The 14079-nt window shown below is 71.8% G+C and carries 11 protein-coding genes; 8 read left to right on the forward strand and 3 right to left on the reverse strand.

Annotation, left to right across the window (positions count from 1 at the left end):
* Nucleotides 1–23 precede the first annotated feature (23 nt).
* Nucleotides 24–1223, forward strand: a complete 1200-nt coding sequence (locus AMA02S_RS34565; protein ID WP_218005222.1) for a family 2 encapsulin nanocompartment cargo protein terpene cyclase — start codon at nt 24–26, stop codon at nt 1221–1223.
* 44 nt (nt 1224–1267) lie between these two features.
* Here the strand turns inward: AMA02S_RS34565 and AMA02S_RS34570 are convergent, their stop codons facing one another.
* The 3 genes from AMA02S_RS34570 to AMA02S_RS34575 form a co-directional block, all read right to left on the reverse strand.
* Nucleotides 1268–2185, reverse strand: a complete 918-nt coding sequence (locus tag AMA02S_RS34570) for an SDR family oxidoreductase (protein WP_067467415.1) — start codon at nt 2183–2185, stop codon at nt 1268–1270.
* Between the two features lie 60 nt (nt 2186–2245).
* Entirely contained in the window at nt 2246–2392 is a 147-nt protein-coding gene (locus AMA02S_RS43100) for a GPGG-motif small membrane protein (protein WP_169806951.1), read from the reverse strand.
* A 291-nt stretch (nt 2393–2683) separates the two neighbouring features.
* A complete protein-coding gene (locus AMA02S_RS34575; protein ID WP_067467418.1) occupies nt 2684–4840 on the reverse strand; it encodes an anthranilate synthase component I in 2157 nt (718 codons plus the stop codon).
* 210 nt (nt 4841–5050) lie between these two features.
* Here AMA02S_RS34575 and AMA02S_RS34580 point away from each other — a divergent pair, with 210 nt between their 5' ends.
* The 7 genes from AMA02S_RS34580 (at nt 5051) to AMA02S_RS34610 (ending at nt 13936) form a co-directional block, all read left to right on the forward strand.
* Complete coding sequence (locus AMA02S_RS34580; RefSeq protein WP_067467421.1) at nt 5051–5608, forward strand: VOC family protein; 558 nt, start codon at nt 5051–5053, stop codon at nt 5606–5608.
* Nucleotides 5609–5808: 200 nt separating this feature from the next.
* Nucleotides 5809–6048 (forward strand): DUF3311 domain-containing protein, encoded by a 240-nt coding sequence (locus tag AMA02S_RS34585; RefSeq protein ID WP_067467424.1) that lies wholly within the window; start codon nt 5809–5811, stop codon nt 6046–6048.
* A gap of 4 nt (nt 6049–6052) precedes the next feature.
* Nucleotides 6053–7663, forward strand: a complete 1611-nt coding sequence (gene mctP, locus AMA02S_RS34590) for a monocarboxylate uptake permease MctP (RefSeq protein ID WP_067467426.1) — start codon at nt 6053–6055, stop codon at nt 7661–7663.
* Nucleotides 7664–7835: 172 nt separating this feature from the next.
* Nucleotides 7836–10637: a family 20 glycosylhydrolase gene (locus AMA02S_RS34595; protein WP_067467429.1), complete on the forward strand. Its 2802-nt coding sequence runs from the start codon at nt 7836–7838 to the stop codon at nt 10635–10637.
* 144 nt (nt 10638–10781) lie between these two features.
* On the forward strand, nt 10782–11501 hold the full coding sequence (locus AMA02S_RS43695) for a dolichyl-phosphate beta-glucosyltransferase (RefSeq protein ID WP_067467432.1): 720 nt from the start codon (nt 10782–10784) through the stop codon (nt 11499–11501).
* Entirely contained in the window at nt 11498–13294 is a 1797-nt protein-coding gene (locus tag AMA02S_RS34605) for a glycosyl transferase (RefSeq protein WP_067467434.1), read from the forward strand. Before AMA02S_RS43695 ends, AMA02S_RS34605 begins: the two co-directional genes overlap by 4 nt.
* Before the next feature lie 93 nt (nt 13295–13387).
* Nucleotides 13388–13936, forward strand: coding sequence for a SigE family RNA polymerase sigma factor (locus tag AMA02S_RS34610; protein ID WP_245667961.1), 549 nt, complete (start codon nt 13388–13390; stop codon nt 13934–13936).
* Nucleotides 13937–14079 lie beyond the last annotated feature (143 nt).

Raw genomic sequence — 14079 nt, forward strand, 5'->3', positions numbered from 1 at the left:
CTACCCGAGGACAGGTGAAGACGATGCGCGCGAGACAGCACCAGCCGTGCGGCGCCCCGGGCGAGCGCCGCCCTCCCACCCCGCTCGCGGGCGCGTGGCGAGGGCTGCCGTCCGGACCGGGAACGGCGGCTGCCCGGCTGCCGGCGCTGCTGGCCGCGGCACGCCCCAGCCGGGAGGACGGACCGTTCACGGGTCCGCTGCGCGGGGGCCCGGTCTATGTCGAGAGGCCGTGGGGGGACGGGTCGCACTCACCGCTCTACTGCCCGGCCCCCGAGCGCATCGACGACGCCCTGTCCGACGAGGTGGAGGCGCGGCTGGCGGCCTGGGCACGCGACTGCGGATCCAGCGAGGAGGAGGTCGAGGCGCTGGGCGCGGCCGCTTTCGGCCGGTTGGTCACCCTCGCGCACCCCGACACCGATGATCCCGACGCGCTGCTGGTCGCCGCGCAGCTGAACACCGGCTGGTGGGCGGCGGACGACTACTACGCCGACGACACCGCTCGGGGCGCCGTGCTCGCGCGGCTCCCCGAGCGCCTCGCGCTGGCGATGGCGGCCATGGACCCGATCCCGTCAACGGGGGAACTCACCCCGCCGCTGCGGGAGGCCCTGGACGACGACTTGGTGCTCCGGATGCTGGAAACGGCCGTGGCCCACACGTGGCGGCACGCCACCCCGGCGCAGGTCCAGCGGATCAACTACTCGACCTTCGCGATGTTCGTGAGCTGGACCGCCTACGCCGGTTGGCGGGAGTCCGGGGATTACCCACCCGCGTGGCAGTACCTGGCGACACGCCAGCACGACAGCTTCTACACGTCCATGACCGTGATCGACGTCGTCGGCGGGTACGAGGTGCCGGCCAACCTCTACTACGAGCCGCGCGTGCGCCGCGCCGCCTTCCAGGCGGGCACCGCGAGCGTGATCGTCAATGATCTGCACTCGGTGGCCAAGGACGCCGCCGACGAGACCCCGGTCTGCAACCTCGTCCTGCTGCTCGCCGCCGACCGGGACTGCTCCATCGACGAGGCGAAGGAGATCGCCGTGGGCCTGCACAACGATCTCGTGCGCGCCTTCGAGGACGGGCACCGGGAACTCGCGGGCGTCCCGTCCCCCGAGCTCCAGCGGTTCCTGCGCGGCCTGCGGGCGTGGATGGGCGGCGGCGTCGAATGGCACACCACCAACCCGCGCTACGGCGAGCCGACACCCGCCGAGGACAGCGCCCCGTGACCGGCCTCCCGGTGACCGCCGCCTGGGCGGTCACCGGGAGGGCTCTACCGGTAGCCGGTGACGTCGGAGGGCCGTCCCGCCTCCACGACCTCGACGATGTAGCGCCAGGCGTCGGGACGGCTCCCGTCGGCGTCGGTGAAGCCGTACACCTGGGCCAGTCCGCCGCTGGACAGGGACGCCCCGTTCCAGCGTGCCCGGTCCGGGTCGGCCGCGAGCGCGGCGACGGCCCGGCCGACGAACGTGGGCGACTCGGAGATCGCGAAGTTCGGGACCTTCTCCGTCACGTCGCGCCAGTTCTCCTCGGCGACACCGTAGTTGTCCAGCATCGCCTCCGAGCGCAGCCATCCCGGTGTCAGGGACAGCGCCGTCGCGCCATAAGGCGCGATCTCCTCGGACTGGGCCAGCGCCATCCGGATGACGGCGCTCTTGGCCAGGTCGTAGAAGAACCCCACCTCCTTGCGGTACTTCGCGTTGTACTCGGCGGTCCCGTCGGTCATCTCGATGACGAGCCCGCCGGGCTCGCGGATCAGCAGGGGCAGGGCGGAGTGGCTGGTGATGGCGTGGGTGTCGATGGCCAGCCGGAGCATGTGCAGACCGTCTTCCAGCGACTGCTCCCACAGCGTCTTGCCGAACTCGAAAAGGCGGTCGCCGCCCCAGATGTCGTTGACCAGGACGTCCAGCCGCCCGTGCTTCTTGTCGATGCGTCCGACCAGCTCGGCGACCTGGGCCGGGTCGAGGTGATCGACCGGGACGGCGATTCCCTCGCCGCCCGCGGCCGTCACCCGTTCCGCCGTCTCCTCGATGGTCTCGGGACGGTCCATCTCCGATCGTCGCGACCGGGTGGACCGTCCGGTGCAGTACACGGTCGCGCCCTCGGCGCCGAGCGCGACGGCGACGCCGCGGCCCGCGCCTCGTGTGGCCCCCGCGACCAGTGCGATCTTTCCTGTCAGTGCACGGCTCATGGGCACGATGCTGGCACCGAAACCTGACAGGGGGCGTCAGGGTTTCCGGCGGTTTCCGGCCTAGGTGAAGATGCTCACGCCACCGGGGCCCACGAGGAGGCCGACGACGATGAGGACGATGCCCCAGATCAGGTCGCGCCGGGCGACGATCACATAGATACCGGCGATGACCAGGATCACCGCGATGAGCCAGAGGATTGTCATCATGTCGAACGAGATCCCCACGACAAACCCGTCAAAACACCCAGATCGATATGGACGTCCGAAAACTGGGTTTTGGTGCGGAGGGGGGACGCCTCCCCCCTCCGCCGGGGATAACTGCGATCAAACACGTGTCACGGAAACGTGGCATTCGTGCCGACACCGAGTCTCCCGCCGCCGCGGCCTGCGCGACAGGGACCTCAGGACCATTTGCGGGCTGCCGCAATAGTGCCCCAGGACTAGAGCGGCGTCCCCCTGACGGGTAGGCGCCCGCTGGGAGGGTCCCCGGGATGCGCGTCACCGGCACAGGCGCAGCACGTTGGCCACGATCTGGTACCCGGAACCGCCGGCCGCCGTCAGGATCGACTCGGGGTGGAACTGGACGGCCCACCGCCTGCGCCGCGGATCCTCGATCGCCATGACGACGTCGCCGGTCAGCGCCGTCACCTGGAACCCCTGCACACGGTCCGGAGTGGCGTGCAGGGAGTGGTAGCGGGCCGCGGTGAACTCGTCCGGGAGCCCCTCGAACAGGTCCCCGCCGGTCACCTTCACCTGCCCCGGTTTGCCGTGCGACGGCTCGGGCAGCAGCGCCAGCCCGCCTCCCGCGTGTTCCACCATCGCCTGCAGCCCGAGGCAGACACCGAAGACCGGCAGGTCTCGCTCGTCCAGCGCGTCCAGCAGGGCGCCGGTCGCGAAGTCCTCCGGGCGGCCCGGGCCCGGTGACAGGACGACCAGGTCGGGAGCGTGCTCGTCCAGCATCCGGACCGGGAACCCGTGCCGCAGCGTGACCACCTCGGCGCCGTGCTGACGGAAGTAGTCGGCGAGGGTGTTGACGAAGGAGTCCTCATGGTCGACCAGCACGACCTTCAGCCCGTCGCCCGGGCCCGCGGGCCGCGCCACCGGGTCCTCATCCGGGGGCAGGGCCTCTTTCTGGGACGCGGCGAGCGCGCCCAGCAGTGCGCTGGCCTTGAGGTGCGTCTCGCGCTCCTCTTCGTCCGGGTCGGAGTCGTACAGCAACGTCGCCCCGGCCCGGACGGTCGCGACACCGTCGCGGATCTGGGCGGTGCGCAGCGTCAGCCCAGTGTTCATGGACCCGTCGAACCCGACGAAACCGACCGCACCGCCGTACCAGCGCCGGGGGGACTCCTCATGGTCCTCGATGAACTGCATCGCCCACGCCTTCGGCGCGCCGGTGACGGTCACGGCCCACATGTGGGTGAGGAACGCATCGAGCGCGTCGAATCCCGGCCGCAGCCGCCCCTCGATGTGATCGACGGTGTGGATCAGCCGCGAGTACAGCTCGATCTGCCGGCGGCCGAGGACCCGGACGCTGCCCGGCACGCAGATCCGCGACTTGTCGTTGCGGTCCACGTCGGTGCACATGGTCAGCTCGGACTCGTCCTTGGTCGAGGCGAGGATCGCACGGATCTGCTCGGCGTCCTCCAGGGCGTCCGCGCCACGCCGGATGGTCCCCGCGATCGGGCACGTCTCCACCCGGTCGCCCGTGACCCGGACGAACATCTCCGGTGAGGCGCCCACCAGGTACTCGCCGTCGCCCAGGTTGAACATGAACTCGTACGGCGCGGGGTTGGTCTCGCGCAGCCGCTCGAAGAACACGGCGGGAGCGTCACACCGGCCGTACATGGCGTGCCCGGGCGTCACCTCGAACAGGTCACCGCGAATGAACTTGTCCTTGGCCTCGCGCACCATCTGTGCGTACACGCCCGGCACCGGCTGCGCGGGCAGGTCGGCGGCCACCGGGACGGGGGTCGGCTCGGTCGCCCGCGGGAGGCCCGCGGTGCTCGCCCCGCCGACCTCGAACTCGTAGGACATCCGGTGTGAGGTCTCGCGCTTGCGGTCCACGACGACCATCTCGTCGGCCAGGTGGAGGACGAGGTCGCGCTGATCGGCGGGGCGTTCCACACGGGTCCGCAGCGGCTCGAACTGGAGCGACAGGTCGTATCCGAACGCCCCGTACAGGCCGAGGTGGGGATCGTCGCAGCGGAGCACGTCCGCGACGGCGCGCAGCGCGGTGAAGACCGTCGGCTGGCGGCTGCGCTCCTCCTCGGCGAAGAACTCCCGCGCGGGCGGGACGAAGACCTCGAACAGCCCAGGATCGTCCGCTCGGACCTCGCCGACCTCCCGGAGCGCGGGGACGAGGGCGGGCAGCAGGACCTCGCCGCGCCCGTTCAGCGCGCGCACGGTGACCGTCCGGCCGCGGGCGACGAGCTCCAGGCAGGGGTCGAGGTAGGCCATGTGCCAGCGGCTGTAGCGGCCGGGGTACTCCATACCGGAGCTGAGCACCCCGCCCCGCCTCTCCCCCACGGCGGCGACGAGGGCGTTGAGCACGGCGGACTTGCGCTCGGAGTCGACCGGCGTGGCGGTACGGATCACCCGTACGCCGCCGGCCGTGACAAACTCGCTGGTCAGCGGTTGTTGTGAGACGGTCTCCACCGTGGTGGCCCCTCGTTGTTCGGGCCCTGCACCAGGCGGACGATACGAAGGGGACCGCCGGGTGAGGGCGGTCGCCTGGATGTGTGAACGTGCACGAACCGGCGCCGCCTTAGCAGCGCCACCACCACTGGAAGGTCGCGGTTCGCATGGGGCCGAGGTTACCATGAACCGGAGCGCAAGGGATTACTTACATCACCGGGAGACGGGCCTATGACCAGGGAGAACACCGAGTTCGAGCTTCGTGGGGTGAACCACCTCGCGCTGGTCTGTAGCGATATGAAGCGGACGGTGGACTTCTATCAGGGCGTGCTCGGCATGCCGCTGATCAAGACCATCGAGCTGCCGATGGGGTGGGGGCAACACTTCTTCTTCGACTGCGGCGGCGGCAACGCCCTCGCGTTCTTCTGGTTCCCGGACGCGCCGGAGCCCGTCCCGGGCGTGTCGGCGCCGAAGACCCTGCCCGACCAGGGTGAGCTGCTGTCGGCCGTCGGGTCGATGAACCACGTGGCCTTCGACGTCCCGCCCGAGCGCATCGAGGAGTACCGGGACCGTCTCGTCGCCAAGGGGATCGACGTCGGCGTCCTGCTCAACCACGACGACAGCGAGTTCGGCGTCGCGCGGGACATGCACGACGGCGTGTTCGTGCGCTCGATCTACTTCAAGGACCCCGACGGCATCCTGGTGGAGTTCGCCGCGTGGACGCGGGAGCTGGACCTGCCCGAGGACGTCCGGCACGAGCCGAGGACCGCCGCCGACCGCAGCGTCTGACGCGGTCCGCCCGCCTCGCCCGATGTGTCCCGACCCGCCTCTCCCGCAGGCTGGAACGCTCCCCTCAAGTCGTGCCGCGTCCGAGATCGGCTCGTGACCGCCGGAGGGTTATCCTCGCCCGGCTCGACCATGGCACGGCCCTGCCTCCCCGAACTCCCGCGGGCCATGCGATGGCACGCCCGTGACGAGGAGGACTCCCCTTGGCCTCGACAGAACCCGCCGCCGAACACCCCCCGCCGCGTCCCGCCCGATCCGACCGAAGCGTCTGGAACTGGCTGCTGGTCGTCCCCGTCGTGGTGCCGCTGCTGACGTTCCTGTTCAACGACGACGGCCCCCGGCTCGCCGGCTTCCCCGCCTTCTACTGGATGCAGTTCGCGTTCATCCCGCTCGGCGTGACCTGCACGATCGTCGTCTACCGCATGACCCGGAAGCGAGGTTGAGCGCGTGTCGAGCGATCACCTCACCGAGATCATCGTGTTCGGCGCGCTGTTCCTGCTCGTCAGCGGGATGGGCTTCGTCGCGGCGCGGTGGCGCCGGCCGGGCACCATGCACAGCCTGGACGAGTGGGGCCTCGGCGGCCGCAACTTCGGCAGCTGGGTCACCTGGTTCCTGATCGGCGGTGACCTGTACACCGCCTACACCTTCGTCGCGGTCCCGGCGCTGGTGTTCGGCGCGGGCGCGGCGGGTTTCTACGCCGTCCCGTACACGATCGTCGTGTACCCGCTGGTCTTCCTCGTGCTGATCCGGCTCTGGTCGGTGTCGCACGTGCACGGCTTCGTCACCCCCGCCGACTTCGTCCGGGCCCGGTTCGGGTCTCCGACGCTGGCCCTGGCGGTCGCGGTCACCGGCATCGTCGCGACGATGCCCTACATCGCGCTGCAACTGGTCGGTATCGAGGCCGTCCTGAAGACGATGGGCGTGCACGGGCACTGGCCGATCATCATCGCGTTCGTGATCCTCGCGGCCTACACCTACCAGTCGGGGCTGCGGGCGCCCGCGCTGATCGCCTTCGTCAAGGACATCCTGATCTATTTGGTGATCATCGTCGCGGTGCTGTACATCCCAACGAGGCTGGGCGGCTGGGGCGACATCTTCTCGGCGGCGGAGACCAAGTTCGCCAAGACGCCGGCCCCGAGCGACGGGGTCCTGCTGGACGGCACGAACCAGCTCAACTACGCGATGCTGGCGCTCGGGTCGGCGCTGGCGCTGTTCCTGTACCCGCACAGCGTCACCGGTGTGCTGGCGAGCAGGAACCGCGACGTCATCAAGCGCAACATGTCGGCGCTGCCCGCCTACAGCTTCGTGCTCGGGCTGATCGCGCTGCTCGGCTTCATGGCCATCGCCGCGGGCATCACGCCGGTCGTCACCGATGGCAAGGCCGACACCAACACCGTCGTCCCGCTGCTGTTCGACACGATGTTCCCCGACTGGTTCGCGGGGGTGGCGTTCGCCGCCATCGGCATCGGCGCGCTGGTGCCGGCCGCGATCATGTCGATCGCCGCGGCGAACCTGTTCACCCGCAACATCTACAAGGAGTACATCCGGCGCGACGCGACCGAGCGGCAGGAGGCGGCGGTCAGCAAGCTGGTCTCGCTCGTCGTGAAGGTCGGCGCGGTGGCCTGCATCCTGTTGCTGGACCCCGAGTTCTCGATCGATCTGCAGCTCATCGGCGGCGTCATCATCCTGCAGACGCTCCCCTCGGTGGCGCTCGGGCTGGTGACCCGCTGGTTCCACCGCGGCGCGCTGATCGCCGGCTGGGCCGCCGGGCTCCTGGCGGGCCTGTGGATGCTGTACGAGATCCCGAACGTCGCCAAGAAGAAGGAGCACTTCGGCGGCTCGGCGTTCAAGCTGAGCGACCTCGGCCTGGACACCAGGATGACGGTCTACGTGGGAGTGCTCGCCCTCGCGGTGAACCTGCTGGTCGCCGTGGCCGGGACGGTGGCCTTCAGGGCGGCCGGGCTCGCCGACGGCGTGGACGCCACCCGGCCCGACGACTACTTCGCCGATGAGAACGATCCGAAGATCAAGCAGATGGAGCTCACCGGCTCCACCTGACCGGGCCCACCCCCGGCCGATCCGTGGCGAGCCCCGCGGGGCTCGCCACGGATCGGTCTTTTCCGGGGTCTCGACTCCCAGTAAATAAATAGGATACTTTCCTAATCATTTCGTTGAGACCGACGCCGATCCGACCCCGTGACGGCCCGTACTCCAGGAATGCGGTACCCCCATGAAGGTCCCGAACAGACCCGTCACGGCCGTCGCGGCCGTCGCGCTCACGGCCGCGCTCGCCGCGGCCGTGGCGCCCGGTGCGGCGTCGGCCGCATGTCATCCGGAAGCCCGCGCCCTGCGGATCACCTACCAGCCGGTCGACCACACGGTCGCCAACGCCCAGTACCACCTGGCCCGGCTCACGCTCGACAACCGCGACCGTCGCTGCGCGCTCGGCGCGGACGGCTGGGCCATGTACTTCAACAGCCCCCGGCTGCCGGCCGCGCTGCTGCCCGGCGCGGCCGGTGAGACCGGCCGCAGGCAGCTGGCCGACCAGGGCTTGGCGGTGGACCGCGCGGACGCGGCGCGCAGCGGCGACTTCTACACGCTGAGGCCCGCCGCCGGATTCAGACCGGTGCCGGCGGGCGCGCGCAGGACGATCGACTTCACCATGCAGATCTGGGTGACCCACAAGTCGGACGCCCCGGCGGGCTGGACCATCGCGTTCGACGGCGGCCAGGCGCGGTGGCTGCCCTCCAAGACGCTGCTCGACCCCACCGACCCGAAGCAGACCAAGGCGTTCTCGGGCGACAACCGCCCGGTCGAGACGGCGGCGACCCGGTTCACCGCGAACACGGCGCGGCCAGAGCGGCTCGCACTGCGCCAACGGCTCGTCCCGCAGCCGCTCACCGCCACCGCGTCCGGCGGAACGGTCGCGATCGGCGGCCGGTCCCCCGTGTCGGCGCCCCGCGCCCTGCGCGGCGAGGCCGGGTACCTGCGTTCGGCGCTGCGGGACGTCGCGGAGGGCCGGGGCGAGCCGATCTCCCTGGCGGTGGATCCGCAGCTGGACGTGGACCGCGATGGCGAGGCCGACGCGGAGGGCTACACGCTCAACGCCACGTCCGCGGGTGTCCGGATCGTCGGGACGGACCGCGCCGGGGTGCTCTACGGCGTACAGACGCTCCGGCAGCTCGTCCCGCCGGGCGACTACCGGGCCGCGGCGGCCGGCCGTGCGCACCCGACGGCGGAGGTACCGCGTGCCGCGATCGCCGACGCGCCACTGTTCGGCTACCGGGGCCTGCACATCGACGTCGGCCGGCACTTCGAAACCAAGCAGACCATCCAGAAGTTCCTGGACCTGATGAGCTTCACCAAGCTCAATCGGCTGCACCTCGGGCTGACCAACGACGAGGGCTGGCGGCTGGAGATCCCCGGGCTCCCCGAACTGACGGGCTTCGGGTCCCGCCGCGCGTTCGACCTCAAGGAGACCGGGGCGCTGCACCAGGGCATGGGGTCGGCGAACGACCTCGGCGACGGCGACGGGATCGCGGGCAAGCCGCGCGACGCGACAGAGGCGAACCTCGGCCGGGGACCCGAATACCAGGGCTACGAGCAGGCCATGCAGAACTTCGCCGGAAAGGGCGGCGGCTTCTACAGCGTCCGCGACTTCCAGGACATCCTCCGGTACGCCGGCGAGCGGCATATCGAGGTCGTCCCGGAACTGAACTTCCCCGCGCACGCGCGGGCGGCGGTGCAGTCGATGGAACGCCGCCACCAGCGCACCGGAGACGACGCCCACCGGTTGCTGGACCCCGCGGACACGAGCCGGCACACGAGCGTCCAGGGCTACACCGACAACCTCGTGAACCCCTGCCTGGACAGCACCTACACGTTCCTCGACAAGGTCGTCTCCGAGCTCGGGGAGATGTACCGCACCGCCGGTGTCCCCCTCGACCGGATCAACATCGGCGGGGACGAGCCGCCGGGACCGCCGGACGGCTGGTGGTCGGGGTCCCCCGCCTGCAAGGCGAACCCGCGGACCGCCGGGAAGTCGGGCGAGGAGCTGAAGGAGCTGTTCTTCACGCGCTGGAACGCCATCGCGCACAAGGCGGCGCGGGCGACCGTCGGGTGGGAGGACATCACCGATCCCGCGCGCCCGTTCCGCCTCAAGGGGTTCACGCCTTTGCCGTGGCAGAACGTCTGGGGCTGGGGACGCGAAGACTGGGCGTACCGGTTCGCGAACGAGGGCACCCCCGTGGTCCTCGCCCACGCCACCAACCTCTACATGGACCTGGCCTACAACAAGGACCCGGACGAGCCCGGCTACTACTGGGCCGCCTACGTGGACGAGAAGAGCACCTTCACCTACCAGCCCTTCGACGTGTACGCCAACGCCGTCGAGGACCGCTGGGGCAACCCGATCAAACCAAACCCGGCCTGGACGAAGCTCACCCCCGAAGGGCGCAAGAACATCCTCGGGATCGAGGCCCAACTGTGGGCGGAGAACGGCAAGACCCCCGAGATCCGCGAGTACCAGGCGTTCCCCAAGCTCCTCGGCGCCGCCGAGCGCGCCTGGAACCGCGACACGCCGGCTCCCACCGGGATGGACGCCGCGTGGAACACCTTCTCCAACACACTCGGCCAGGTCACGCTCCCCCTCCTGTCGTTCTACCGACCGGTGGGGCTGCCCGGCACGGGCGTGAACTACCGGATCCCGTTGCCCGGCGCGAAGCTCACCGGCGGGGAGCTGACGGCGAACGTCCGGAACCCGGGCCTGACCGTCGAGTACTCGACCGACGGGACGCGCTGGACGCCGTACGGCGGGCCGTCGAAGGTCGGCGCGTACGCGATGACCCGCACCCGCGGCGCCGACGGGCGCACCAGCCGCATCTCGCCGGTCGGGGTGCCGGGCTGGCGGGCGGAGACCGCCTACGAGCCCGGCGCGCTGGTGACCTACCAGGGCGAGCTGTTCCGGGCGACCCGCTCCGGTACCGGTCAGGTGCCGGACCTCTCCCCCGGCTCCTGGGCCCTCCTCCAGTGATCCGCCTGACGGTGATCCCACGACGGTGATCCACTGACCGGGACGCGCCGCCGGGCGGTCACGCCGCCCGGCGGCATCGGCGGATGCCCCACCATGTGACCCATGTCATACAACCGCGGGCGGCTCCGGAGAGGTCCCCCTGGTGTGAACGCCTCGATCTCCGACCCCGTCGAGTTGACGGTCGTGATCCCCGTCTACAACGAGCGTGCGCGGCTGCCCCCGACCCTCGACCGGGTCCGGGCGCACCTGGACGGGGGGCCGGACCGCTGGGAGCTGATCGTCGTCGACGACGGCTCGACCGACGGCAGCGCGCGGCCGGTCCGGGCCGCGGCCCGGCGCGACCCGCGGGTCCGCCTGCTGCGCACGCCCGCCAACCGCGGCAAGGGGCACGCCGTGCGGACGGGCGTGCTCGCCTCCCGCGGCCGGCTCGTGTTGGTCACCGACGCCGACCTCGCCACCCCGGTGGAGGAGCTGGCCCGGCTCCGCGACGGGCTCGCGCCGGGTTTCGCGGCGGCCATCGGCTCGCGGGCGGGCGCCCACCGGCACCCGCTGCGGCTGGCGCCCGCGCGCCTCGGCCGGCTACTGATCCGGGCCCTCGCGGTGCGGGGGATCACCGACACCCAGTGCGGCTTCAAGCTGTTCGACGGTGGCCGGGCCCGCGCCGCCTTCGCCGTGGCGCGGGTGGACGGCTGGGGCTTCGACGTGGAGATCCTCTGCCTGTTCGCCCGGCGCGGATGGCCGGTCGCGGAGATCCCAGTTCGCTGGACGCACCGCCCAGGGTCCAAGATCCGTCCCGTGGACTACGCGAAGGTGCTCGGCGAGGTCGTCCTCGTCCGGCTGCGGCACGGCCGGAGGCCGGCATGACGGCCGAGGCGCAGGCGCCGCCCCGCGCGGACGTGGCGCGGCCCCGGTACCGGCGGCTCAGCGGGCGGGAGACCGACCTGGCGATCACCGCCGGGTTCCTGCTGGCCGCGTTCGCCGTCCTCGGGCGGCTGTGGGCCGACCCGGGCCGCCGCTACCTGGTCGACGGCGGCCAGGACCAGACGCAGTGGGAGTGGTTCTTCGCGGTCACCGCACGGGCCGTCACCCGCCTGGAGGACCCGTTCTTCACCACGCTGCAGAACTATCCCGGCGGCGTGAACCTGATGGCCAACACGGTCATGCTCGGGGTGTCGGTGCCGCTGACGCCGGTGACGCTGGTGTTCGGCCCGTCGGTGACGTGGGCGCTGGTGCTGACGCTGGGCCTCGGCGGAAGCGCCGCGGCCTGGTACCGGTTGCTGCGCCGCCACCTGGGGGCCTCGCGGGCCGCGGCCGCGGTGGGCGGGGGCTTCTGCGGTTTCGCGCCACCGGTCATCTCGCACGCCAACGCCCACCCCAACTTCGTCGTGCTGGCCGTGATCCCGTTCATCATCGGGCGGCTCGCGGGGCTGGCGCGCGGGCAGGGCCGTCCCGTCCGCGACGGCGCCGTGCTGGGCCTCCTCGCGGCCTACCAGATCTATCTGGGCGAGGAGGTGCTGCTGCTCACCGCGACCGGGCTCGCGTTGTTCGCGGTGGCGTACGCGGCGTTCCGCCCGGCGGCGGCACGGGCGGCGGCGGCACGGCTCGCGGCGGGGATCGGCGTCGCCCTCGCGATCTTCCTGCCTCTCACGACCTACGCGCTGGTCTGGCAGTTCTTCGGCGCCCAGAGCTACGACGGGCTCGTGCACCATCCGTCCGGCAACGACGTGACGGCGATCACCGCCTTCGCCCGGCAGTCGCTGGCCGGCCACCAGGCCGTCCCCGGGCCGCTGGACGCGAGCCCTACCGAACAGAACGCGTTCTTCGGCTGGCCGCTCGCGGTGCTGGTCGGCGCGCTGGTGGTGTGGCTATGGCGGGAAGCGCTCGTCCGGGCGCTGGGCGTGGTGATCGGCGCCGCCGTGCTGCTGTCCCTCGGGACGGAGGTGACGGTGGACGGGCACCCGACCGGCGTTCCCGGCCCGTGGCGGATCGTGTCGAAGCTTCCGCTGTACGAATCGGTGATCGAGTCGCGGTTCACGCTGCTGTGCGTGCCGGCCGCCGGAATGCTGCTGGCCCTCGGCGTGGACCGGCTCCTCGCCGCGGCGCCCGCGGGGACGGCGCACGCGGTCCGGGTCCGGTTGTTGTGCTGCGTCCTGCTGGCCCAGGCGCTGGTCCCGATCGCGCCCAAGCCGCTCGCCGCCGAGGACCGGCCCCCGGCCCCCGCGTTCTTCACCGACGGGACGTGGCGCCGCTACGTCCGCCCCGGACGGACGCTGGTGCCCGCGCCATTGCCCGACGTCCCGGACGCGACGCCGTTGCACTGGCAGGTCGAGGCCGGGCTGGCGTTCCCCGTACCGGAGGGCTACTTCATCGGCCCGTTCGGCCCCGGCCGCGAGGGAGGGTACGGCGCGGCGCGGCGCCCGACGTCCGACCTGCTGGCCAAGGCGAGGGACGCCGAGACGCCGCCGGTCGTCACGGACGCCGACCGGGCGGCGGCCCGCGCCGACCTCGCGTACTGGCGGGCCGACGTGGTCGTACTCGGCCCGAACGGCAGGCAGCAGGTGCTGTACGACGTCCTGCGGGAGCTGCTGGGCCAGGGCAGGTACGAGGGCGGCGTCTGGTTGTGGGACGTCCGGCACTTGACCGCCGGGGCGGGGTGACCGGGGGTGGACGCCGAGAGCGCGACCTTCCTGCCGTCCGCGGCCGTCTCAACGGACATGAGGAGGACGGCGAGGACGGGAAGGAGGACGGCGGTGCGGGCGGCCGACGAGCGCGAGTACGTGGAGTACGTCACCGGCGCGCTGCCCGGCTTCCGGCGCATCGCGCACCTGCTGTGCCGCGACCCGCACCGCGCGGACGACATCGTCCAGACGGCGCTCACCCGGCTGTACGTGCATTGGCGGCGCGCCCGCGCGGCCGACGACATCGACCGGTACGTCCGGGCGATCCTGGTGCGGTCGTTCCTCAGCGAACGGCGGCTCGCGTGGGCCCGGGTCCGGCTGACCGGCGCGCCCGTCGACACACCGGGGCTGGCGCCCGTGCCGGAGGCCGACGTGGAGACGCGGGCCGTGGTGCGCGCCGCGCTGGCACGCGTGCCGCGCAGGCAGCGCGCGGTGCTCGTGCTGAGGTTCCTGTGCGATCTGCCCGTCGCGGAGGTCGCGGAGATACTCGGGTGCTCCGAGGGCACCGTCAAGAGCCAGACCGCGCACGGGCTGGCGCGCCTGCGCGCCCTGATGGGCGGGCAGGACGCGGCCGTACCAGCGAAACCGCCCGGGGCCGGCCATCACCGGGGAGAGGGGTAGCACCGTGGACGAGCAGGAACGCGACGCCGCGCGGCTGCTCGGCGCGCTGCGGGACTTCGAGGCTCCCGGCTCCGCGGCCGCCGACCTGGGGCGTGCCGTCCGGTCGGGGCGGCGCAGGGCGCGCGCCCGCCGTGCCACCGCGA

This window comes from Actinomadura macra NBRC 14102 (assembly GCF_001552215.1).
Taxonomy (GTDB): Bacteria; Actinomycetota; Actinomycetes; order Streptosporangiales; family Streptosporangiaceae; genus Spirillospora; species Spirillospora macra.

Excerpts from the sequence above, each read along its gene's own strand:
- AMA02S_RS34605 (WP_067467434.1), top strand. The coding sequence starts at position 11,498 with ATGACGGCCGAGGCGCAGGCGCCGCCCCGCGCGGACGTGGCGCGGCCC.
- AMA02S_RS34565 (WP_218005222.1), top strand. The coding sequence starts at position 24 with ATGCGCGCGAGACAGCACCAGCCGTGCGGCGCCCCGGGCGAGCGCCGC.
- AMA02S_RS43100 (WP_169806951.1), bottom strand. The coding sequence starts at position 2,392 with ATGATGACAATCCTCTGGCTCATCGCGGTGATCCTGGTCATCGCCGGT.
- AMA02S_RS34570 (WP_067467415.1), bottom strand. The coding sequence starts at position 2,185 with ATGAGCCGTGCACTGACAGGAAAGATCGCACTGGTCGCGGGGGCCACA.
- AMA02S_RS34595 (WP_067467429.1), top strand. The coding sequence starts at position 7,836 with ATGAAGGTCCCGAACAGACCCGTCACGGCCGTCGCGGCCGTCGCGCTC.
- AMA02S_RS34580 (WP_067467421.1), top strand. The coding sequence starts at position 5,051 with ATGACCAGGGAGAACACCGAGTTCGAGCTTCGTGGGGTGAACCACCTC.